Source organism: SAR86 cluster bacterium, from assembly GCA_023703535.1.
Taxonomy (GTDB): domain Bacteria; phylum Pseudomonadota; class Gammaproteobacteria; order Magnimaribacterales; family TMED112; genus TMED112.
The window spans coordinates 1,030,496-1,052,933 of the sequence record CP097967.1 but is presented as its reverse complement, the minus strand read 5'-3'; the positions used below and the strand labels follow the sequence as shown (position 1 = coordinate 1,052,933).

Below are 22,438 nucleotides of genomic sequence, written 5' to 3'. Positions count from 1 at the left end.
AATAGGAAAATAAATGACAAGAAAACTTTCAAATAACTTTTCACCAAATGATAGATTTATAAGGACCGATGAGGAATTTCATCCAAAAGTTGAATTACATAATAGGGTCAGAACAGATTGGATAGGAAATGGGAAAACATTTTCTGAACTTTACAAACCAAACTCTTTTTATAGACAAAATATAAAAAGAAAAGATTATCGTGGTGACGGATATATGATTGACCAAGACATAAAGTGGGATATAAAACACGGATGGATAAAAAAAATATAAAAACTGTTACAACCAATTCAACTCGGTCACTGTCGAGTAGATAGAACTGTCCACTTTTACAAGATTGTGGATATTAAATATTAGTGATAAAACATAAAAATGAATAGAAAGTTCGTTTATTACATTATTTTTGCTATTTCTTTTTTGCTTTTTTCTATAGTCCAGGATTACATAAGACCAAATTATGATGGTGCTAATGGAATAATAATTTATCTTCTTGGGGTCGCTCCAAATTTCTTACCAGGAATTGGGTTGCCTGCTCTGTTATATGTAGTGATTCCAGAAGTATCCAAACCTAATTCATCTTTATTTAAAAATCGACTCTATTGGTCAGTAGGAATCTCCATATCGGGATTGATTGCCAATGAGTTCATTACAATTTTTACACCTGGAAGAGGTGTCTTCGATTGGAATGATATTCTATGGACTATAATTGGAGCAGGTTTGTTTACATTGACTCACAAGAAGTTCAGCAAAACAACATAGAAGTTTAATGAAAGAAAGGCACATAGAATTTTTAATTAGATTCCATAAACCAACAAGTAGACAGTTAAATCTACTCAGTGACTGTAGAATGAATTAGCAATCTTTGGATATTAAAGAAGAAATATTAGATATAAATTTTAATGTCTACTTCCATCACCCAAGCATCGAATGAGCATAATTGAAGACATAAGAGAAAAACTCAGTCAAATTGGATTTATTTCAGAACCAGGATCTGTTTTGTATTCTGGAAATGAAACAATCAAGAAAGGAAAATTTTATTTCCTTGGTGCCAATCCTGGTGGACACTCAGATCAAAATCTCGGCAAATATCCCGATACGGTTGAGAATCAATTATTAAGAAAAAATACTTCCTCTGATTTTAACGAGTATTTTGATGCTAGATGGCAAATCAGAGGTAGAGAACCTTCTGCCTCGGGAACGGCATTGCTACAAAGGAGGATAAAGTTTTTATTTCATAAGATAGATATTGATCTAAGGAGTGTTTTATCAACTAATTTAGTTTTTGTTAGGTCCCCTACCTTAGAGGAGTTTCACCTAAAGTGGAGTGACGCTGCTGATAAATGTTGGAAGGTACATGAAATTTTGTTATCCCAAGTATCTCCAGAAATTATTATTGCTTATGGGTCTGATGCAAGTGAGTACATCAAAAAAAAGATGACTGTTAAAGGTGAAAAATATTTTGAAATAGTTTCATTGAATGAAAGTAAATATTTTTCAGTTACTCAAGGCATATTAGATATTGTAAACACTAAGACAGAATTGAAACTTATCTCAATACCTCACTTATCAAGATTTAAAATAAATGCAAAAGGGATGGAGTTTGGAGACGCATATGATGTTAGACCTGCCTTGGAATGGTTGAAAAGAGAAATATCAAATTCCTCTGAAGAATAACTCGATCCCTAATTGCATCAAATGTATTCAATTAAAAGAGGAGATATCTCTTTTGTTGTAAAAAAAACAGTTGCAACTAATTAATTGCTGGTGCTTTAACTTTGATGCTAGGAAGATTTTTATGAGATATTATTTTGATAACAATGAAAGATAAGTACAACAAGTTTTATATGATGTTTGATAAAAGATTTGAGACCTTTTGGAGAAAGGCAGATGCCTAAAAAGTATATTCCTTTGAAAGATCGACCTAAACTTTTTCGGAAAAAGAGGGAAAAATTGCGTAAAAAGTTAAAAACAGATGAAAGTTTAACTCAAGAAGAAAGAAAAAAATTACTCGATAGATACTTCAGAATGGGCAAGGGTTCGATTAGGGCAATAAGAGGTTAGATTCTTATTCGTTAAAAACTTTAACCTTAACTATCATCAGATTAAGATTATTAAATGCATAAAGATACAATTGAGTGCTGGGATTTAATTTTTGACGAACTAAAAATATGTGATCATGATTTTAAAAACCCTCTTTATATTGCTCATAATAAGATTAAAGATATAGTCTCTAAACTCTCGCATATTAAAAATAACAAAAAAGAAATAAGAATCTTAGGGTATATAACAAAAAGGGAACACAAACCTAAAATTTTTAGAGAAAATAACCTTTTTCTGCTTCCAGCATCTAATGCTTCATGGGTGATGATAAAAGGAGATGGTTATTTTGATCCAAAATATTTAATAGATAAAAAACCAAAAAAAATACCAAATAATATTCAACTTGATACACTCACTGGTGACTCTGAAGCAAGATTTATACATGAGGCTGTCGCTAAAGGTATTATTCAAGATTTTACAAAAACTGAAAAACTGATTTTTACATTGAGTGGAAGAAAGCGCGTTAATCCAGAATTTAAATACAATGCTTACGGCTATGAACTTATATGTAAGGGAGCTCAAATTGAGATAGATTCTGGTTATGAGTCTGAAAATGATGTTATTTTGATAGAGGCAAAATCAGGTGAAGTTGGGAGCGAAATAATAAGACAATTATTTTTCCCTTATAGGTTTGTATCTAATATTACTAACAAAAATATTAGAAATATTTTCTTTGTTCTTTCAAATGATAAACAGAGCGTAAGTTTATTTGAGTATGTTTTCGAAGACTGTATGATTTACGAGAGCATCAAACTAGTTAACTCAGAAAAATACTATTTATGACTTATTTATGGATATAAATTGGATAGTAGTCGGTTGGATTGTTGACATGATCCTTAATGGATTTGTGTGGCTTATTATTGCAGTTCTTGGTCTGCCATTAATTGATATAACCGATAAATGGATAAGAAAAACTCTTAAATTGATGGAAAAAGTTGATCTATGGATAAGAGATCTTGTAGAGAACTCTCTTGAATGGATTCTAAAGAAGAATTTTAAAATACTCTCTAGTGTTATATTGTTAATTATCTTTGGAATTCTCGCCCAATTAGAAATAATACCTAAGCTAATAACTTAAAATGACATCTACTTTAACTAAATTAAGACAAATTGCTGGATGGATACTCATTATCATTTCTATCATTTTGACTTTTATCAGTATTTTTGTAGCTACGACTGGAGAGCTCCTTAAAGGTGGCGGGATATATGTGGCTAGCCAAGTAACTTGGTATCCTGGACTTGCATTATTAGGCCCAGAAATAATTCAAAAAAGTAAAGATATGTGGAATAACTTCATAAAAAGGTTTAAAAAATAATTATGAAAAAAATTTTACTGATGATTCTACTGGCTTGCTCACAGTCAGTTTGGACCCTAGAAAAGATTAACGCACTACTTGATGGCCTACATCAGGATGCTCATGAGGGAAATTTTAAGACTTATTTTGATCGATATACTTCAGATGCGATCTTTCTTGGAACAGACAAAACTGAGCGTTGGACTATAGAAGAATTCAAAGCTTATGCAAAACCGGCATTTGCTGATGGACATGGTTGGACCTACAAGGTGATCGAGCGTAATTGGGAAGGAGAAGGCAATACCAAATGGTTTGACGAAATTCTTTTTAATGAAAAACTAGGACACTGTAGAGGTACTGGTGTTATAAAGCTTATTAATGGCGAATGGAAAATAGTTCACTATGCTTTAACTATGCTTGTGCCAAACTCAATTGCTGCAGATGTAGGCATGCTAACTCAAAAAGCTGATTAATTTCTTTTGCGATTACTCTATATCGAAGCCTTTTCTTTCCCCTTCACCTTCGGAAAGAAGTTTTCTTAGTCTTATCGAAGCATTTTTACCTGGATTTCGTGACATTTCGTGTACATATTGAGTTTCAGCCTCACATTCCTTGCATTTAAATTTACTTGTGAATGTTGCCTGTTGGTAGTTATCTTTAAACCTTTTGTCTTTTGATCCATCTTTATTTTCATGTTTCCAATATCTAGGGCCTTCACGTCCACTAACAAAATTTTCATTTGTTAATCTCTCATTACACCACGCGCACTTTCTATAAGGATTCCCAAATATTCTGTGAGCTTGAACTCCAACTAAAATTGCCAAAATCCAAACAACTATATGTGATCCAGTTTCACCCAAAAAGTTATACAAATCTATGAGAGCTTCATCTTGGTAGAAGAACAACAAATAGTAGCTAATCCCAAGAGCTATAAAGAAAAAAAGTAAAGCCATAAAGTATCCCTCATAAACATAATTGTTATAAAATATTTTTTTTGCTATAGGAGAGCAAGAATTTTTGCTCTGCCGTATAATATCAATATGTGTGATTGTTGTAAGTGTTGCGAATGCAGTTGTTGTTCTAAGTAGGTATTAGGATTTAAATTACTTTACAAATAAAAGTTCCCTCAATTGATTGAGTTTAGCCTGTGAAAATTGTCATTCTCTTATTTTTTTTAAGTTTTTTTCTTAAAACAGATTCTGAATATATACCTATTGAGTATTCTTATGGCAGTCATGAAAAACAAAAAATTGATCTTTATCTTGGTAATTCTGACAAAGTTTTAGTTTGGATTCATGGGGGAGGTTGGCTCTTTGGGGATAAAAGAGCAAAAAGATGGGTAAGAAGATTCCATAATCATTTTACTGATCATAAAGAATTAAATGTTTTCATGATTGGATATAGAGTTGGTGAAAATACAGCTCCTTATGCTGTTGAAGACGTTCTTTGTGCTTATAAGAAAATAGAAGAAGAAATTGAGTTAAGAGGTTTTTCAAAAAAAGATATAGTCGTTGCTGGTGCAAGTGCGGGCGGGCATTTGGCATTATTTCTCTCTCTATCACAACAAAATATTTCTAATAAAAGTTGTCTTTCAGACCTAAAACCAAAAGCAGTTGTGAATCTGTTTGGTATTACAGAAATCGAGCAGACTTATAAATATTTAGATCAAAGTAAATTCTTTTCTTTATCAAATTATGTTCGACGCTGGATACCAGATGAAAAAGAAGTATCTGAAGTTTCAAAGCAATTATCTCCTCTTTATTTAATAGATAATCAAAATATAAAAGTTCTAACTATTCATGGCACGAATGACGTTTGGGTTCCTTATTCACAAGCAAAATTATTGGATCAACAATTAAAAGAAAAACATTTATTGCACACAGTTGAAGGCGGAGGCCACTACGGATTCAGTGAAGAGGAGGATCAGGCTATTCGAGAAAAAATAAAAAATTTTATAACCGAGGTACATTTATAAATTGTCAGATTAGCTTCACTAATCTAAAATAATCTTCCTAAATACATGAAACTTTTTAATACACAACTAACAACAGATAAGTTCGCTGGTACTGTATCGCTTGTCTGCGCACTTCAGTGTTTATTGATGCCATCATTTTTTATTGCAACTTCAGGACTTGTATCGCTTTCAATAGATAATGAATTTGTCCACTCTATAATTCTTTTAATTGCTGTTCCTGTAAGTTTGTTTGCACTTTTTTTAGGTCTAAAAAATCATAAAAACAAATTAATTTTTTTAATTGGTTTGCTCGGGCTAATGGTTTTGATTGCTGCCTTTTTCTTTGCAAAAACATTTTTTGGCGAAAATGAAGAAATTTTGTTTACTGTTTTAGGCTCAATGATGGTTATATATGCTCACTATCAAAACCATGAAACTTGTAAAGAAATTCAGTGCAAGTCATGCCATGATTAAATCTATTCTGCTTTCAGCCTGGAATTAATTTTGCTGGCTTATTTAACCTTATTTGCTGCTATCGTCTTCGAAGTTATTGGCACTATGCTTTTGCCTGCTTCAAACAATTTTACAAAACCACTTCCAAGTTTTGTTTTGCTGTTATCTTATGGCATATCGTTTTATTTTCTTTCAATAGTTTCACAGAAACTACCTCTGTCAGTTGTTTATGCATCGTGGGCAGGGTTAGGTGTATTTTCTGTGGCTATACTAAGCTATTTTTTCTACAAGCAAGCACTTAATTGGCAAACTATATTTGGTTTGTTCCTTATTGTAATTGGCGTTACTATCGTAAACATATATAAAATTCATTCTTAAATTAATGACAGAACTAACAATTAAAGAAGTTTATGCTATAGGGTTGCCAATTATCTTGGCCATGATATTGATTGAGACTTTAATTTCAAGTTTTAACAAAAAATCTCTATATAAAAACAAAGACACATTTTGCACGAGTGGATTACTCTTTGGCAATATCCTAATGGGCTTTGCTATAAAAGGAGCAACGCTTGGACTGCATATATTTTTATATCAATTCAGAATTTTTGATCTTACAAATGTAGTTCCTTTGTGGGCTATGTGGTTAATGACATTTATTTTGATCGATTTTGTCTTTTATATTTATCACAGGTTCTCTCACAGAGTAAGATTTTTATGGGCAATACATATGAGCCATCATTCCAGTGAAGAGATGAATTTCGCTGTTTCTATGAGGCAAGCTTGGTTTGGACCTATTTCAAAAATTCCATTTTTCATTGTTCTGCCTATATTAGGCTTAGATCCAACAATTATTGCTGTTGCAGGTGTAATCAGTACTTTATGGGGAGTTGTTGGACATACACAAATAGTAGGAAAATTAGGCCCTCTTGAATGGATTTTAAACACACCATCGCACCATAGAGTTCATCATGGGGCAAATGCGGAGTACATAGATAAAAATTATGGCAATTTATTAATAATCTGGGATCGCATATTTGGAACTTTTGAACCAGAGAAAGCTAAAGTTAAATATGGTCTAGTAAATAACGTAAATACTTTTAACCCTATAAAAATTACATTCATGGGCTGGCAATCTATGATGTTAGATATCAAGAAAGCAAAAAATTATAAAGAAATTTTCTCAATTATTTTTGGACCTCCTAATACGAGAAATAGAAGTGGTTCTTTTTAATAAAATTATCCTCATATAGAAATTATGAAATTCACTATTAGGAAAATTCATAAATATTTAAGTTTGTTTATTTCTCTGCAGCTTTTACTTTGGACTGCTTCAGGTATTTATTTTGCTTATAACAAGATTGAGAATGTTAGAGGCGAGCAATATAGAGAACAAACATCTTTTTCAGTAGATCTCAGTAAAATAAATTTTGAAGTTGAAGATATAAGTACATTAAGTTTTGCCAACAGACTTAATGAAAGAGTGGTTGTTATAAGGGACACACAAGGTAAAAAATATTTTGATTTTGACGGAAATTTAATAGATAAAATTTCTTTTGAAGATGCTCTTGAAGTTGTCAAAACTAAAACAAATTTATCACCTTTAATAGTAGAAGAAGTAACAGAGGCTAAGAAAAGAGCAGAGTACAGAGGAAGAGACCTTCCTATCTATCGTGTTGTGTCAACAAACAAAAAAAATGAAAAAATCAATGTTTACGTAAATCCATATTCTGGAGATATAAGTGCAGTAAGGTCAACTCAGTGGAGAATATGGGATTTGCTTTGGGGTTTTCACATAATGGATTGGCAAGATAGAGACAATATAGGAAATATTTTTCTCAAAATCTTTTCAGTACTAGCGCTTTTAAGTGCCATTACTGGTATAGTTTTATTCTTCAAGAAAACTGCTTAATTATTAAAATATAAAAAAGAGGTGAGTATGAAAAAAATAATTTTAATTTTGTTTTTTGCATCTGTGTTTGTTCAAACACAAGTTGAAACTAGAACGCTCAATAATGGAAATCTCATTTTAGAAGATGTTCCAAATGTTCCTGAAGAAATAAAGAAAGAATTGAAAGGCTATCAAAATATCAGATCAGCATCTTTTCGTGGCTTCAAATCAGATAATGTGGGAGTATTCATATCAACAAGATTTGGTGATGTGGGCCAGCTTCATGTCGTTGATAAGCCACTGGGCATGAGAAAACAAGTCACCTTTTTCGATGAACCTATAGGTTCCGTTTCAGTACAGCCAAATGGGGGACTCATTGCTTTCACTATGGATAGCGGCGGTTCAGAAAATGCACAAATATATGTTATGAATCCAGAAAATGGTAGAACAGTATTAGTTTCTGATGGTGAGTCTAGAAATGGTTCTGTCTTGTGGAGTAGGGATGGTGAAAAAATTGCTTTTGGAACTACAAGAAGAAATGGAGCTTCAAACGATGTTTGGGTAATGGACTATAAATATCCGGAGCAAGCCAAGATGGTTTTTGCATCACCTGATGGCACGAGTTGGACCCCTTCAGATTGGTCAAAAGATTCAAAAAAAATCTTATTGCAAAATTATATTTCTGTAACTTCTTCTAGAATCTTCATTGTCGATACTGAGACTGGTGAGAGTGAACTTGTTACTAATAAGGAAGACTCGTCAAACTTGGCACTTGCATTTGGCGCTTCTGGAAGAGGGTTCTTTTTCCTAACTGATCAATTTGGCCAGTTTAGGCAACTTGCATATAAAAGCCTCACAAACGGAAGAGTAAAAATTATAAGTGAAAATATTCCGTGGAATATTGAAGGTTTTGCCATATCAAAAGATAGAAAAAGAGCAGCATTTACTGCAAACGAGGGTGGTTTTAGTGTTCTTTACCTTATGGATGCAAGAAGCTTTAAATTTAAAAAAGTAGAGATGGAGAGCAAGGGCTTAATTGGTGGAATAAAGTTCAGTGATAATGGAAAAAAATTAGGACTTTCATTAAATAACGCCAAATCCCCTTCCGAAACACATATAGTTAATTTAGGAAAAAGAAATTTAGATTATTTAGATGTCGTCCAATGGACAGAATCTGAGGTAGGAGGTTTAAATACAGATGAATTTGTCCTGCCAAATTTAATATCATTCAAATCCTTTGACAATTTAGAGGTGCCTGCATTCATCTATAAGCCTGAAGATATTAAAGAGCCAGTTCCAGTAATTATTACAATTCATGGCGGACCTGAGAGTCAATATAGACCAAGATTTTCTAGTTCGATTCAGCAATGGGTGAAAAGACTAGGTGCCGCTGTCATCGCTCCTAATGTAAGAGGAAGTAATGGTTATGGCAAAGACTATTTAAAAATGGATAACGGCTTTAAGAGAGAAGACTCTGTAAAAGATATAGGCGCTCTTCTAGATTGGGTTAAAACACAGCCAGATTTAGATTCAGATAGAGTGGCTGTTATTGGTGGCTCATATGGTGGATATATGGTTCTTGCAAGCGCCGTTTACTACAGCGATCAACTTGTTGGAGCAGTTGATAGAGTAGGCATTTCTAATTTTGTTACTTTCTTAAAAAATACTGAAGATTATAGAAGGGACTTGAGAAGAGTTGAGTATGGTGATGAAAGGGATCCAGAAATGAGAGCATTTCTTGAAAAAATAAGTCCAAATAATAACGTTGCTGAAATTGATATTCCTATGCTAGTTGTTCAAGGTGAAAATGATCCTAGAGTTCCTGTAACAGAATCTGAACAAGTTGTTGAAGCCTTAAGAAAAGAGGGTAAAACAGTCTGGTATATGAACGCCTTAAATGAGGGGCATGGTTTCAGGAAAAAAGAAAACAGCGATGTATCTCAACAAGTCACATTAATGTTTTTTGAGAAGTATTTATAGATGCTTGAAGAAAAGTTAGCTCAGTGTCCTTATTGTTGGGAAAGTATATATTTTGAGATAGATTTATCAGAGCCTAACCAAGAATATGTAGAAGACTGTCAGGTATGTTGTAATCCAATACTCTTAAGAATTTCTTCTTTTGGTGACACAATTAATATTGAAACAGCTAAAGAGGAAACTGGTTTTTAATGAACAGAGTTTTCCTACTTCCATTAGTAACTGTAATCGCTTTTTTCGTTCTTTATTTTGTTCTAGCGAGTACAACTTCATTTTTATCTGTTGAAAAAGGATATGCCATAGGAGAGGTATCAAGATGGTGCGAAAGAATAAGCGGTGGTTTTTTTAGGGAGCCATTTAATGCTCTAAGTAATTTAGGATTTATAACAACTGGTTTAATAATGTTTTGGATTATTGCTCATGAACCTAAAAATCAAGAGAGCAGATTTGTGGGACCTACACCTGTTGCAATTTTGTATGCTGCTACTGCAGTATTTCTTGGCCCAGGATCACTTTTAATGCATGGAACACATACTGAATGGGGCCAATGGGCAGACTGGTTAAGTATGATTCTATATATTTCTATCCCTTGGTTAATAAATTTATTCGGAAGCCAAGGCTGGTCAGATCAGTCATTTGCAAAAACATACTTATCAATAATTTTTGTATATTCGATGTTGAGTTGGTTTTTTGGATATGACTTAGGAATTAATTTCAATCTTTGGTCACTGTCTATTGGATGGTGGATTATTACAGAGGTCTTACTTAATTTCTGGTCTAACACATTAAGAATTTTATCTGGCTTTATAGCAATTGCAGTGATGGCAGTATTTGGCATATTTCCTAATGAAATAATTCAGAATCCTAATTTATATTGGTGGGTGCCATTTTTTTGGCTTCCAGGCATTCTTATGAATAAAAAACCAAAGATAAAAAAGAAATATAACCCATGGTTTTTCTTAGGTGTTGGATTCTATATGTCAGCATTTGCTATTTGGCTTCAAGGCTATCCAAATATGCCACTTTGCAATCCTGATAGCATTATTCAACCACATGGTATTTGGCACATTTTAAGCTCACTAGCAACTTTATCTTTTTTCTTTTTCTTCAGAACTGAAAAAAAACTATAATTTACAACATGAAAAGTTTAGGCCTAGGGTTTGGTTATTTCTGTATTTATACAACCCCCATACAGTTATTTTTACTTGGATGGATTTTGCTATATATATTTCAAACCCCGTATGGTTTTTTGGATTTAAGTTCTAAGATTTTTCTGAAACAAAACTTAGAACTTTTTCACGACTGGATTTATTCTTGGTTTTGGAATGCATATCTTGATTTCTGGTGGCAGTTTCCTGCGTTTATTATGCTTACGTTAAAAACTATTTTAAGCACATGGCTTGGTTTTTATTTGGTTAAAAAGTTTAAATAGTTTCATGCGTTTAATTTTTCTGTTTTTATTTTCTCTAAATCTATTTGCACTCGATATTGACGACCTTAAGACATCTTTTGAGAAAGATGGAGCTTTTGTTGCTGGTAAAATTCTTACTAAGTTAAACAATGGATTACATTTTCTCGAAGAAGAAAGGGATTTCCAAAATACTTTATTAATCGCGATTCATGGAAGAGGTACTGAAGGTTATGAATGGGTTTACCCGCTCATAAATTTAGATAAAAAAAACAATAGATTATCTTTTTACAGATGGAATACTATTGGATGTCCTAATGAGGCAATAAGAAAGATCTCATTAGAAATTGATCGACTAAAAGAAAAATACAAAAAAATAGTACTTGTTGGACACAGTTATGGTGGGCTGGTTGTTTCTAAAATTTTAACAGATGATTTTGATTCTAAAGTTGAAGGACATTTTGTTGCGGCACCTCTAAAAGGGAATTTTTTAATCAGAACCTTTTGTGGATACACTCCACCAAGAAAAATTAACAAAAATAATCTTGGTTTTAATTGGATGACTATTAAAGAGCTCGATGGTGAGTTTAGAAATCTAAAATCAGATCCCCAATTACTCGAAATAGAGGGTGTTGTAGCAAAAAGATTGCCAGAGGAATATAATGGCAATAGATTAGGCCATAATTGGTCAATAAGTTGGCTCACTGACCATTTAAATAGCAAGCAAAATTAAATGTTACCAAAAATTTTAGAAGATAATTTATCCATTCCAGTAGTTGGAGCTCCTTTATTTATTATTTCCAGGCCGGATCTAGTAATTGCTCAATGCAAAGCTGGAGTTGTAGGCTCTTTTCCTGCTTTAAATGCCCGACCTCAAGAATTACTAAGTGATTGGATTAAACAAATTAAAGACGAGCTTGGCCAATTTAAAGAAGATTATCCTGATAAAAAAGTTGCGCCTTTTGCTGTAAATCAAATTTGCCATTTATCCAATGACAGACTTTTCAAAGATGTAGAGACATGTGTCAAACATGAGGCGCCTATAATCATTACTTCTTTAAGACCACCAGAGGATTTAGTGAAAGCAATACACTCATACGGCGGATTAGTTTTTCATGATGTTATAAGTACAAGACATGCACAAAAAGCTGTCGAGCAAGAAGTTGATGGGCTTATTTTAGTCTGTGCAGGAGCTGGAGGACATGCTGGAAATTTATCACCTTTTGCCTTACTTAGAGAAACTAGAGAGTGGTATGACGGAACCATTCTTCTATCGGGCTCTATATCAGATGGATTCTCGATATCGAGCGCACTAGCTATGGGAGCAGATTTGGCCTATGTTGGTACAAGATTCATTGCTACTAAAGAATCCGAAGCAGATGATGATTATAAGAAAATGCTTATTGAGTCGGCTGCAAAAGATATTGTTTATACAAATTATTTCAGTGGCGTTAAAGGCAACTACTTAGGACCTTCGATTAGTAGAGCTGGAATGGATCCTGAAAGTTTGCCTGAAGCTGATAAAACAAAAATGAATTTTAACTCTGGTGGAAATGCTACTGCCAAAGTTTGGAAAGATATTTATGGAGCTGGCCAAGGAATAAGCTCAATTAAAAACTCACCAACAGTTGATGAATTAGTGGCTCAAATGCGTCAAGAATTTGATTCTGCAAATAAAGAACTTGCTGAAAAAGTGAGTAAGTATTAATTTAAGTTAATCTTTACACTATTGAACACTATCTTTAAAGTATAATATTTTCATGGATGTAGCAGCGTTTGTATTATCAATACTGGCACTTTTGTTTGCCCTACTTGGACTAGGCTTATCAATGCGAGCCCTATATATAATTGGCGTAAATTCTGGCCTTGCAAAACCTCAAGAAAATAAGGAAAAAACCACAATTCAAACGCCAAAAAAATTTACTCCAAAAAAACCTATACGTACTGAAGGTGAAAAAATTATTTATAACGAAGATCCTTTGGTTTATGTAATTGAAAACTTTATCTCAGATGAGGAATGTGAACATATTAAAAATGTATCAGATGGCAATTTAGAGAGGGCGAAAACTATTGGTGGAAAAGATGGTATATATCATCTGAATAGAACGGGAAGTAATTGTTGGATAGCACATAGTCACTCAAATATAACTACAAACTTAGGACAAAGAATAGCAGATTTAGTTGGTTTTCCTCTTAAAAATGCTGAATCATTCCAAGTGGTCTATTACACAGGTGGCACTGAATATAACGATCATCATGATGCTTTTAATGCAGATACAGACGAAGGAAAAAAACACCTTAAAAGAGGGGGCCAAAGAATTTACACTGCTTTGGGCTATCTAAATGATGTAGAAGAGGGAGGTTCTACTGAGTTTCCTGATTTAAACATATCTGTGGCTCCAAAGAAAGGCTCTTTACTCGTTTGGAAAAACGTACTGCCTGGAACAACAAAAGTTCACCCAGACTCATTGCACGCTGGTAGACCTGTAACTAAAGGTGAAAAGTATGCATTTAATCTTTGGTTCAGAGAGAATAAATTCGTCTAAATTAAATGGATGTTTCATTCATTTTAGATGGACTTAATGAAGCACAAAGAGATGCTGTTACTTCGGATTCAAAAAAATTACTTGTACTTGCAGGAGCAGGCTCAGGCAAAACTAAAGTTCTAGTTCATCGTATCGCTTGGCTAAATAAAGCTCTGTCTTTTTCAACACACAGTATTCTAGCCGTAACTTTTACAAATAAGGCTGCTAGCGAAATGAAAGGAAGAATTGAAGAGATTCTTGATCAGCCAATTCCTGAAATGTGGTGTGGAACATTTCATTCCATCTCAAATAGACTGCTAAGAAGACATTTTTCTGAGGCAAATCTTGACAGAGATTTTGCTATTCTTGACAGCGATGATCAGTTAAGAGTGATTAAAAGAATTTTAAAAATTCTTGAATTAGATGATGACCAATGGGTTCCTGAGAAAGTAAGATGGCAAATTAATACTTGGAAAGATGATGCTCTTCGTCCCAAAGATATTGATGATAAAGGTGACTTTAATATAGAAGTTCTAAAGAAGATTTATATTGCGTATGAAAAGTATCTTGAACAAGAAAATTTAGTTGATTTTAACGAACTAATACTAAGATCTTACGAACTAATTAGAGATAATGCAGATATTCGCTCTCTATATCAAAAAAAATTTAGGTGTGTCCTAGTAGATGAGTTTCAAGATACAAATACTCTTCAATATAAATGGATGAGAAATCTTTTAGATGAAAAAACTTTTGTGACAACAGTCGGAGATGATGACCAATCAATATATGGATGGCGGGGAGCAAAAATTGAAAATATTAATCATTTTGCTAAAGATAAGGGAACAGAGGTAACAAGGCTAGAACAGAACTATAGGTCTACATCAAACATATTAGATGCCGCAAATGCAGTAATAGATAAAAATACAAATAGACTTGGAAAGAAGCTTTGGACTGCTTTGGGTGAGGGAGATAAAATCGATATTTTTGAAGCTTATAGTGAGCAAGAAGAGGCAAGTTATGTATCTGAATCAGTACATAGAATTGTCGACAATAATGATAACTATAAAGAAGTTGCAGTTTTGTATAGATCTAATGCGCAATCAAGGGTAATTGAGGAATACCTTTTAAGAAATAATATTCCATATGTAATTTATGGAGGAGTAAGATTTTATGAAAGGCTCGAGATTAAAAATGTCGTAAGTTATCTAAGATTAATAGTAAATAAACATGATAATACTGCTTTCGAGAGGGCTATTGGAGTTCCATCTAGAGGAGTTGGAGAAAAAACAATTGAGAACATTAGGAATTACAGTAATGAGAATAACCTCTCTTTATTTGCATCATCAGAGCAAATGGCAAGTGAGGATAAGATAAAAGGTAAAGCTCAAAATTCAATTAAAAACTTTACTTCACAATTTGAAACATATAACGAAAAACTTCAAGAAATCTCCGCATCAGAACTAGTTGAATTTGTCATAAATCATAGTGGTTTGATTGATCACCACATGAAAGAGTCTGGTGAAAAAGGAAAGATTCGTATTGAAAATATTAACGAATTAATAACAGCTGTAAAATCTTTTGAGATTCTAAATAAGAATGAGGATTTATCAGACTATGACTCAATGCTTGCAGCTTTTCTTTCCTCAGTCTCCTTAGATATGGGCGAGACTCAAGCAGATAAATATGATGATGCTGTCCAGCTGATGACTATTCATTCTGCAAAAGGCTTGGAATTTAAACACGTTTTCCTAGTTGGGATGGAGGAAAATTTATTTCCTCATTCTAGATCTGTTGAGAATATAAGTGAATTGGAAGAAGAGCGCCGTTTGTGCTACGTAGGAATTACGAGAGCTAGACAAAAATTGTATTTGAGTTATGCAGAATATAGAAGAATGTATGGAAATGATTCATATAATCCGCCTTCAAGATTTATTAAAGAGATTCCTGATGAGCATACAGACTTTGTTCGCCCAAGACAGTCCTATAAAACAAGTTATTATGGAACATCAAACAGTTTCGACTCAGCTAATGAAAATTCCCATGAGTTTTCTTTAGGAGATTCAGTTGTTCACGAAAAATTTGGTCTGGGAACCATACTCAGCATTGAGGGTGAGGGAGAGCTTTCGAAAGTACAAGTTAATTTTGCAGATTTTGGAACTAAATGGTTGGTTCTAGGATATGCAAACCTGGAGAAAACAAATTGATTATCGAATATAAAGGATTGGTTAATTACCAAGAATGTAGAGATGAAATGATTGCCCTCGTAAAATCTTGTCCAAAAATTCATCATATTTGGGTTCTTGAACATCCACCAGTTTTTACAATTGGGATAAGCGAAAAAAATATAGAAGAAGATCTGTCAAAAAATCCTCCAGTTATTAAAACTGATAGAGGTGGAAAAATTACTTTTCATGCTCCTGGTCAAATCGTCATTTACTTTATTTTAAATTTAAAAGAAGTCTCTTTTAAACCTACAAGCCTTACAAGCACAATACTTAATTCAACATCAGATACACTTTGGTCATATGGCCTTGAACATCAAATTAATCTTGAGGATCCTGGAATATATATTAATAATAAAAAGCTTGCTTCTATTGGTATGAGAATTAAAAACCATATTTCATATCACGGTTTGAGCATAAATTTTGAAACAGATTTGAAAACTTTTAATTCGATTAACCCTTGTGGTCTAGATGTGGAGGCTTGTAATTTAATAGACTATATAGATATAGATAAACAAGAACTATTGAAAAAACTTCTACAAGGTTTTAAAAAAGTAATTAATTAAATGAAAGAGATAATACCTACAGTCAAAATTGTCAATCATGCTGGAGTTTCATCGATCAAAGATGGAATGAAGGGCAATGATTATTCTTTAATAGAAAGGGAAAATAAACCCAAATGGATAAGAATGACTGCTCACCAAGTGAATAAAAATTTTTCAGAAATTAAAAACTCTGTTGCTGATTTAAAATTAAGCACTGTATGTGAGGAAGCAAAATGTCCAAATTTGTCTGAATGTTGGTCAAGAGGTACAGCAACATTTATGTTAATGGGCGATACTTGCACCAGAGCCTGTCAATTTTGTTCAGTTAATACAGGCAATCCAAAAGGTTGGTTAGATGAAGACGAGCCTAAGAATATCGCAGATACTGTTTTTAAGATGGGTTTAAAATATATAGTTTTGACATGTGTAAACCGTGATGATTTAGCTGATGGTGGAGCAGAACATTTTGCAAAAACGGTAGAAGAAATTAAAAAGAAAGATTCGACTATAGCTGTAGAGGTATTAACCTCAGACTTTAATGGTTCTATTGAATCAATAAAAACAGTTGTTGAATCGCCCATTAAAGTTTTTGCACAAAATCTAGAGACTGTAGAAAGGCTTACACATCCTATTCGTGATCCAAGAGCTGGCTATCAAAAGACTTTAACAGTCTTAAAAAAGGCAAAAGAACTCAACCCGAATATTATTACCAAATCTAGCATTATTTTGGGGATGGGAGAAACAGATGAAGAAATTAATAAAACTTTTGAAGACTTAAGGTTGCATGAAGTAGATATTGTTACCTTAGGGCAGTACCTGAGACCAACTTTAAATCATTTACCAATTGATAGATGGGTTACCCCAGATGAGTTTGAGAAATATAGAAAAGAAGGTTTAGAATATGGTTTTAAAGAAGTTGTATCCGGCCCTTTTGTTAGATCGAGCTATAGGGCTGAGAGAGCTTTAGAATTGAATAACGTAGGTTTAGCATGATTTTAATTTCACCAGCAAAAAGATTACAAACAGAATCATTTGATTCAAGTCTTAATTCAACAAAACCTTTATTTGCTAAAGAAGCTGATTTAATTGCTTCAGAATTAACAAAGCTGGATATATTGGGCCTTAAATCGTTGATGAAGGTAAGCGATGACATAGCCAAGATAAACGCAGACAGATTTAAAAACTGGAATAAACCAAATCAACAAGAGAAAAGAGCTATTTTCCTGTTTGAAGGAGATGTATTTAAGAACCTTAATGCGAAAGGAATGAGCGAAGAGGATTTAAGTTATATGAATGAAAAACTTAGAATTTTGTCGGGCATATATGGAATTTTAAGACCATCTGATGAAATAAATCCTTACAGACTCGAAATGGGGACTAATTTTTCAGTGAATTCTGCAGGCAATCTGTATGATTTTTGGGGAGATAAGGTAGCAAATTCAATTAATTCTGATTTTCCGAGTGAAAATATTTTTAATCTTGCATCTGAGGAATATTTTTCAGTAGTTAAGAAATATGTAGATCCAAAAAAAGTTATTGATTTCAAATTCCTAAGCATGTCTGGAGGAAAAGAAAAAGTAATAGGGGTTATAGCAAAAAGAGCACGTGGCGAAATGGCTAGATTTTTAATACAAAACAGAATTGATAATCTCGAAGATATTAAAAAGTTTGAAGGATTGGGCTTTAAACTAAGAAACTTTGAAGACAACACCTTTTTCTTTTCGAACAGTTAAAAAGTAATCAATCTTTTTCAAGTAATTCGTCAACAATTTCGATAAGTTCATCAACTAAATCAAAAGTTTCATGAAAAGAATATACTACTTCTCTATCTCTGCTCAGCAGTAGCAAGCCAGCTTTAAGTTTTTTTAATTTTTTCTCATTATTCATATCTGCAAAATATTCTAAATTAATTAATTTCTAAGTGTTTAAAAATTCTTGATTTATTACAAATTTAAATGCTAATATGTCCATCCTGTTGCAAAAAGATAAGCAGGGTTTATAATATATTATAGAAATTTGTTATGAGTTACGCGTTAGCCCTTTCAAATCCTGGTTCAGATATTGATAAATATTTGAGCCAAGTTTATCAAATTCCAGTTCTAACTAGGGAGGAAGAGTTAGAGCTTACCACTGAATTTTTTGAAACCGAAGATGTAAAACTAGCTCACAAACTTGTCATTGCACATCTTAGATTTGTTGTTCATATTGCCAAGAGTTATGCTGGTTATGGATTACCTCTTGCTGATATTATTCAAGAGGGAAATGTTGGATTGCTTAAAGCAGTTACAAAATTTGATCCAAATAAAGGCGTTAGACTAGTTTCTTTTGCAGTCCATTGGATCAAAGCTGAAATTCATGAATTTATTCTAAAAAACTGGAGAATAGTTAAAATTGCTACTACCAAAGCACAAAGAAAACTCTTCTTCAATCTTAGAAGCAAGAAAAAGAACACTGGCTGGCTTACAGACGAAGAGGCTAAAAGAATCGCAAAAGAACTAGATGTTTCAGTTAAAGAAGTAATGCACATGGAAAATAGATTAAATTCAGCAGATTCTTCTTTCGATGTCCCTACTGACGAAGAAGACAATGAAAAAGCATTTTCACCAAGTCAATACCTTGAAGATAATAGTTTTAACCCAGAAGATATTACTGAACAAAAAAATTATGAAGAAGTAAATCACACAGCGCTACTTAAAAATATTTCAGCGCTTGATAAAAGGTCACAAGACATCATCAGAGCTAGATGGCTAGATGATAATAAAATTACTTTAAATGAACTAGCGGATAAATACTCTGTTTCCGCTGAAAGAATTAGACAGATTGAAGCTACTGCGTTTAAGAAACTCAAAACAGCTTTAGTGCATGTCTAGTATCAAAATTCAATTAAACGGAACAATTGAACAAATAGAATCCACAAATCTAGAAATTATTTTGAATACTTTTGCTCCAAAAGACAGACCCTTTGCAGTTGAAATAAATGGAGAAATAGTTCCTAGTGCAAAATTTTCTGATTATAGTATTCAAGAAAATGACAAAATCGAAATTATCTCAGCAGTTGGCGGTGGATAACTTAAAAATTGGTTCACACGTTTATTCATCGAGACTAATAGTTGGAACAGGAAAATATCCCTCAGAGGATATAGCTTCAAATGCTATTAATTCTTCTGGTGCTGAATTAGTCACCCTGGCTATAAAGCGTTTTTCTCAACAGGATGCTAGAAGTAATATTTTAGAGGTTATTGGGAATAAGAAACTTCTTCCTAATACTGCTGGCACTCTCAATGCAAAAGAAGCTCTTAGGTCTGCACAATTATCAAGGGAGTTATTTAAGACAAATTTAATAAAGCTGGAAATAATTACCTCCTCTGAAAATTTAGATCCAAATATGCCAGAAACAATAAAAGCTGCAGAAATGATGGTCAAAGATAATTTTGAGGTCTATGTTTATTGCGATAGAGATTTAAATAATTGTCTAAAACTTGAAGATTTAGGTTGTGTTGCAATTATGCCACTTGGATCATCAATTGGCTCTGGCAGAGGGTTTGATGATCTCGAAGACCTAATTTTGCTTAGAAATAAAATTGAACAAATTTTAATTGTTGATGCAGGTATAGGAGTTCCATCAGAGGCAGCGAGAGTCATGGAGCTAGGGTATGATGCGGTTTTAGTGAATAGTGCAATTGCATATGCTAAAGAACCAATTCTTATGGCATCGGCATTTAAAAATGGAGTGAAGTCAGGAAGGAAAACTTTTTTAGCAGGAAGAATGTCAAGTTCAAAAAGCTCTATTGCTAGTTCTCCAACAAAGTTTTTAAAATGATAAAAACTTTTAGCTCTAGAGCAGGGCGACTATCTGAAACAAATAAATTTTATTTACATAAAAAATCAAAATGCATTTTTTCTGAGAAAAAATTAATAATTCATGAACAAAAAGTTCTTGATGTTGGTTTTGGGGATAGCGATTCCTTTTGTAAGGATATTATTGAAAATGACGATTTTCTCTTTTTTGGAGCTGAACCATATAAAAAAGGCTTTTCAAGAGCCGTAGAATTTTACGAGAAAAATAATGTTGAAAATATGATCTTATTTAATGGAGATGTAAGAGACCTTTTGGAGAAAGTTAAATTTTGTTTTGATTTTATTCGCATTCATTTCCCAGATCCGTGGCCTAAAAAAAAACATATTAAGAGAAGATTGGTTACCAAAGAATTTTTAATCTACTTATCAAATAAATTATCTGATAATGGGCTTGTACAAATTATTACTGATTCACAAAAGTATCAGGACCATATAGAAGAAGAAATAAAATTACAAAATAAACTTTCGCTAAGTAAGAAACTATTTCCTATAAAATACAATGAATCAAGTTTTTACAAAAAAGCTTTAATAAAAAAAAATAATATTAAAGAATTTATTTTGCAAAAATCAGGTTAAGTTTGGCAGTATTTCAAATAAAAGAATAGAAAGCAGTCTCTCTGCCAATTGAAATGCAAAAAAAGCAATTAAAGGACTAAGATCAAAGCCTCCCGCTGGAGGAATGATATTTCTAAATACAGAAACTGTAACCTCATACAGTTGCTGAATAAGAGAAGTAAAAGAATTACTAAAGTTAATCCCAAAAGCATAAATCCAACTAATTATTACACCAGCAATTATCACAAATTTAAGAATTCCTAAAAGCGACATGGATACTTTAAAAATGGCTAAGTTAGCTTGAGCAGCAAAACCAATATTTGGAAAAGAAATATAGTAGAAAATAAAAGCTAGAAGCGAAGCAAGAATAAGTAGCCCTATATTAATTTTTTTGTAATGGATATTAAAAATAAGTAGGAAAGGATAAAGCAAAATCTTTATTACCCTAGAGATCTTGTTGTAACTATCAGCTCTTGCTAATTCAGAAAGAAATAATATTAGGATTAAATATATAAAAATATTTATAAACTGAACCAACACTATTTTCTTTCTCCAAAAATCTTTGTTCCAATCCTAACCATAGTTGAGCCATAGGACATAGCTAAAGAATAGTCATTAGACATACCTAAAGAAAGTGTATCAATATTTTTATAATTTTCTTTTAATTTAAAAAATAATTCTCTGCATATTTGAAATTGATTATTTTTTTCTTTTTCAGAAATATTATTCTGCGCAATTCCCATGATGCCCTTTATACAAAACAATGATTCATTGTCATGATTTTCAACAATATTAATAAGCTCCTCTGGAGATAGACCATCTTTAGAATCTTCATTACCAAGTTTTAATTGAAGAAGAAAATTACATTTTTCTTTAACATCAGTATTTAAAATTTTTTGATAGACCTTTTCTCGCGAAACTGAATGTATCAAATTAGAAAACTTAATTATGTTTTTAATTTTATTTGTTTGAATCTTCCCTAAAAAATGCCAATTAATATCTGCAGGCAATGCGGTGCTTTTTTTTATTAACTCTTGTAGGTAATTTTCTCCAAAGTCTCGATGTCCCAAGTCATATAATTTTTTAATCTTTGAAACATCTTGACCTTTTGAGACAGCAATTAGTTCTTGTCTGTTATTGAGTTCTTGTTTAATTTTCTGGTAATTAATCAGAGTCATCTGATATTTTCTTACAATATTTAATTTCCATAGAATCCATATTTAATCTTCGAAAGTCCTCTCTAGCATTATTCATTGCTGATCTATTTTCGAATGGACCCACTCTTACTCTGTAATTAAAATCATTTGAACTTCTTACCTTTTCAGGAAATGCTTCATAACCAATCTTACCTAATTGAACAATCTGACTCTGAGCTGCTTCGTATGTTTTAAAACTTCCAGATTGAGCAAAAAATTCACAAATCTCATTTGATGATTCCTTTATAAAATTGATCTCTTCGAAAGAGTCGTTTTCCAAAACAGTTTGAAATTCATAATTTATTTCTTGGACTTTAAATTTGCTTAAATCTAAATAATCTTTTCTTCCATCTAAAACAAAAATTACTAGTAAAGACATAGTGAATGTAGCCACCGCAGTAACAAATAGAGTTGGAGCAAGTTTCAAAGGAAATTTATTGGATTTGTAATCTATTCTAGCCATT

Annotated in this window: 32 protein-coding genes; 27 read left to right on the top strand and 5 right to left on the bottom strand. The window is 32.5% G+C overall.

Annotated features, from left to right (window positions below):
* The first annotated feature begins 13 nt into the window (after nucleotides 1-13).
* From M9B42_05510 to M9B42_05480, 7 genes are all read left to right on the top strand, one after another.
* Nucleotides 14-271, top strand: coding sequence for a hypothetical protein (locus M9B42_05510; protein ID URQ64226.1), 258 nt, complete (start codon nucleotides 14-16; stop codon nucleotides 269-271).
* 99 nt (nucleotides 272-370) lie between these two features.
* Nucleotides 371-757, top strand: coding sequence for a hypothetical protein (locus M9B42_05505; protein ID URQ64225.1), 387 nt, complete (start codon nucleotides 371-373; stop codon nucleotides 755-757).
* 168 nt (nucleotides 758-925) lie between these two features.
* Nucleotides 926-1,672: a hypothetical protein gene (locus M9B42_05500; protein ID URQ64224.1), complete on the top strand. Its 747-nt coding sequence runs from the start codon at nucleotides 926-928 to the stop codon at nucleotides 1,670-1,672.
* A 441-nt stretch (nucleotides 1,673-2,113) separates the two neighbouring features.
* Nucleotides 2,114-2,881: a hypothetical protein gene (locus M9B42_05495; protein URQ64223.1), complete on the top strand. Its 768-nt coding sequence runs from the start codon at nucleotides 2,114-2,116 to the stop codon at nucleotides 2,879-2,881.
* Nucleotides 2,882-2,888: 7 nt separating this feature from the next.
* Nucleotides 2,889-3,176 carry a hypothetical protein gene (locus M9B42_05490; protein ID URQ64222.1) on the top strand — a complete coding sequence of 96 codons (288 nt, stop codon included), beginning with the start codon at nucleotides 2,889-2,891 and terminating at the stop codon, nucleotides 3,174-3,176.
* Between the two features lies 1 nt (nucleotide 3,177).
* Nucleotides 3,178-3,414, top strand: coding sequence for a hypothetical protein (locus M9B42_05485; protein ID URQ64221.1), 237 nt, complete (start codon nucleotides 3,178-3,180; stop codon nucleotides 3,412-3,414).
* 20 nt (nucleotides 3,415-3,434) lie between these two features.
* Complete coding sequence (locus tag M9B42_05480) at nucleotides 3,435-3,866, top strand: nuclear transport factor 2 family protein (GenBank protein ID URQ64220.1); 432 nt, start codon at nucleotides 3,435-3,437, stop codon at nucleotides 3,864-3,866.
* Nucleotides 3,867-3,878: 12 nt separating this feature from the next.
* On the opposite strand, the gene M9B42_05475 is transcribed toward M9B42_05480, so the two are convergent.
* Nucleotides 3,879-4,346, bottom strand: a complete 468-nt coding sequence (locus tag M9B42_05475; protein URQ64219.1) for a hypothetical protein — start codon at nucleotides 4,344-4,346, stop codon at nucleotides 3,879-3,881.
* A gap of 194 nt (nucleotides 4,347-4,540) precedes the next feature.
* Between M9B42_05475 and M9B42_05470 the strand changes: the two genes are divergently transcribed.
* From M9B42_05470 to M9B42_05395, 16 genes are read left to right on the top strand one after another with little or no spacing between them, the layout of a single operon-like run.
* On the top strand, nucleotides 4,541-5,368 hold the full coding sequence (locus M9B42_05470) for an alpha/beta hydrolase (protein ID URQ64218.1): 828 nt from the start codon (nucleotides 4,541-4,543) through the stop codon (nucleotides 5,366-5,368).
* Between the two features lie 45 nt (nucleotides 5,369-5,413).
* Complete coding sequence (locus M9B42_05465; GenBank protein URQ64217.1) at nucleotides 5,414-5,821, top strand: MerC domain-containing protein; 408 nt, start codon at nucleotides 5,414-5,416, stop codon at nucleotides 5,819-5,821.
* A gap of 30 nt (nucleotides 5,822-5,851) precedes the next feature.
* Nucleotides 5,852-6,178, top strand: a complete 327-nt coding sequence (locus M9B42_05460) for a multidrug efflux SMR transporter (GenBank protein URQ64216.1) — start codon at nucleotides 5,852-5,854, stop codon at nucleotides 6,176-6,178.
* A 4-nt stretch (nucleotides 6,179-6,182) separates the two neighbouring features.
* A complete protein-coding gene (locus M9B42_05455) occupies nucleotides 6,183-7,031 on the top strand; it encodes a sterol desaturase family protein (GenBank protein ID URQ64215.1) in 849 nt (282 codons plus the stop codon).
* Nucleotides 7,032-7,055: 24 nt separating this feature from the next.
* The gene (locus tag M9B42_05450) at nucleotides 7,056-7,709 is read left to right on the top strand and encodes a PepSY domain-containing protein (protein ID URQ64214.1); all 654 of its coding nucleotides are present in this window, start codon (nucleotides 7,056-7,058) and stop codon (nucleotides 7,707-7,709) included.
* A 27-nt stretch (nucleotides 7,710-7,736) separates the two neighbouring features.
* The gene (locus tag M9B42_05445; GenBank protein URQ64213.1) at nucleotides 7,737-9,668 is read left to right on the top strand and encodes a S9 family peptidase; all 1,932 of its coding nucleotides are present in this window, start codon (nucleotides 7,737-7,739) and stop codon (nucleotides 9,666-9,668) included.
* A complete protein-coding gene (locus M9B42_05440; protein URQ64212.1) occupies nucleotides 9,669-9,857 on the top strand; it encodes a CPXCG motif-containing cysteine-rich protein in 189 nt (62 codons plus the stop codon).
* On the top strand, nucleotides 9,857-10,795 hold the full coding sequence (locus M9B42_05435; protein URQ64211.1) for a ceramidase domain-containing protein: 939 nt from the start codon (nucleotides 9,857-9,859) through the stop codon (nucleotides 10,793-10,795). The genes M9B42_05440 and M9B42_05435 overlap by 1 nt, the downstream gene beginning before the upstream one ends.
* Nucleotides 10,796-10,803: 8 nt before the next feature.
* Nucleotides 10,804-11,097, top strand: coding sequence for a hypothetical protein (locus tag M9B42_05430; protein URQ64210.1), 294 nt, complete (start codon nucleotides 10,804-10,806; stop codon nucleotides 11,095-11,097).
* 4 nt (nucleotides 11,098-11,101) lie between these two features.
* Entirely contained in the window at nucleotides 11,102-11,806 is a 705-nt protein-coding gene (locus M9B42_05425; GenBank protein ID URQ64209.1) for an alpha/beta hydrolase, read from the top strand.
* Entirely contained in the window at nucleotides 11,807-12,781 is a 975-nt protein-coding gene (locus M9B42_05420; protein ID URQ64208.1) for a nitronate monooxygenase family protein, read from the top strand.
* A 52-nt stretch (nucleotides 12,782-12,833) separates the two neighbouring features.
* Nucleotides 12,834-13,619, top strand: a complete 786-nt coding sequence (locus M9B42_05415) for a 2OG-Fe(II) oxygenase (GenBank protein URQ64207.1) — start codon at nucleotides 12,834-12,836, stop codon at nucleotides 13,617-13,619.
* Between the two features lie 5 nt (nucleotides 13,620-13,624).
* Nucleotides 13,625-15,802 carry a DNA helicase II gene (gene uvrD, locus M9B42_05410; GenBank protein URQ64206.1) on the top strand — a complete coding sequence of 726 codons (2,178 nt, stop codon included), beginning with the start codon at nucleotides 13,625-13,627 and terminating at the stop codon, nucleotides 15,800-15,802.
* On the top strand, nucleotides 15,799-16,386 hold the full coding sequence (lipB, locus tag M9B42_05405; GenBank protein URQ64205.1) for a lipoyl(octanoyl) transferase LipB: 588 nt from the start codon (nucleotides 15,799-15,801) through the stop codon (nucleotides 16,384-16,386). The genes uvrD and lipB overlap by 4 nt, the downstream gene beginning before the upstream one ends.
* Nucleotides 16,387-17,358: a lipoyl synthase gene (gene lipA / locus M9B42_05400; GenBank protein ID URQ64204.1), complete on the top strand. Its 972-nt coding sequence runs from the start codon at nucleotides 16,387-16,389 to the stop codon at nucleotides 17,356-17,358.
* Nucleotides 17,355-18,098, top strand: coding sequence for a YaaA family protein (locus M9B42_05395; GenBank protein URQ64203.1), 744 nt, complete (start codon nucleotides 17,355-17,357; stop codon nucleotides 18,096-18,098). Before lipA ends, M9B42_05395 begins: the two co-directional genes overlap by 4 nt.
* Nucleotides 18,099-18,105: 7 nt before the next feature.
* On the opposite strand, the gene M9B42_05390 is transcribed toward M9B42_05395, so the two are convergent.
* Nucleotides 18,106-18,252 (bottom strand): hypothetical protein, encoded by a 147-nt coding sequence (locus tag M9B42_05390; protein ID URQ64202.1) that lies wholly within the window; start codon nucleotides 18,250-18,252, stop codon nucleotides 18,106-18,108.
* Nucleotides 18,253-18,386: 134 nt separating this feature from the next.
* Here M9B42_05390 and rpoH point away from each other — a divergent pair, with 134 nt between their 5' ends.
* Genes rpoH through M9B42_05370 form a run of 4 tightly spaced genes read left to right on the top strand, consistent with a single transcriptional unit; the run spans nucleotide 18,387 to nucleotide 20,799 of the window.
* Nucleotides 18,387-19,235 carry an RNA polymerase sigma factor RpoH gene (gene rpoH, locus M9B42_05385; GenBank protein ID URQ64201.1) on the top strand — a complete coding sequence of 283 codons (849 nt, stop codon included), beginning with the start codon at nucleotides 18,387-18,389 and terminating at the stop codon, nucleotides 19,233-19,235.
* Nucleotides 19,228-19,434 (top strand): sulfur carrier protein ThiS, encoded by a 207-nt coding sequence (gene thiS / locus M9B42_05380; protein ID URQ64200.1) that lies wholly within the window; start codon nucleotides 19,228-19,230, stop codon nucleotides 19,432-19,434. Before rpoH ends, thiS begins: the two co-directional genes overlap by 8 nt.
* On the top strand, nucleotides 19,394-20,185 hold the full coding sequence (locus M9B42_05375; protein ID URQ64199.1) for a thiazole synthase: 792 nt from the start codon (nucleotides 19,394-19,396) through the stop codon (nucleotides 20,183-20,185). The genes thiS and M9B42_05375 overlap by 41 nt, the downstream gene beginning before the upstream one ends.
* On the top strand, nucleotides 20,182-20,799 hold the full coding sequence (locus M9B42_05370; protein ID URQ64198.1) for a hypothetical protein: 618 nt from the start codon (nucleotides 20,182-20,184) through the stop codon (nucleotides 20,797-20,799). The genes M9B42_05375 and M9B42_05370 overlap by 4 nt, the downstream gene beginning before the upstream one ends.
* On the opposite strand, the gene M9B42_05365 is transcribed toward M9B42_05370, so the two are convergent.
* From M9B42_05365 to M9B42_05355, 3 genes are read right to left on the bottom strand one after another with little or no spacing between them, the layout of a single operon-like run.
* Nucleotides 20,791-21,318: a YggT family protein gene (locus tag M9B42_05365; protein URQ64197.1), complete on the bottom strand. Its 528-nt coding sequence runs from the start codon at nucleotides 21,316-21,318 to the stop codon at nucleotides 20,791-20,793. The genes M9B42_05370 and M9B42_05365 overlap by 9 nt on opposite strands.
* On the bottom strand, nucleotides 21,318-21,956 hold the full coding sequence (locus M9B42_05360; GenBank protein URQ64196.1) for a YggS family pyridoxal phosphate-dependent enzyme: 639 nt from the start codon (nucleotides 21,954-21,956) through the stop codon (nucleotides 21,318-21,320). The genes M9B42_05365 and M9B42_05360 overlap by 1 nt, the downstream gene beginning before the upstream one ends.
* Nucleotides 21,943-22,437, bottom strand: coding sequence for an SPOR domain-containing protein (locus M9B42_05355; protein ID URQ64195.1), 495 nt, complete (start codon nucleotides 22,435-22,437; stop codon nucleotides 21,943-21,945). Before M9B42_05355 ends, M9B42_05360 begins: the two co-directional genes overlap by 14 nt.
* Nucleotide 22,438: the final 1 nt, after the last annotated feature.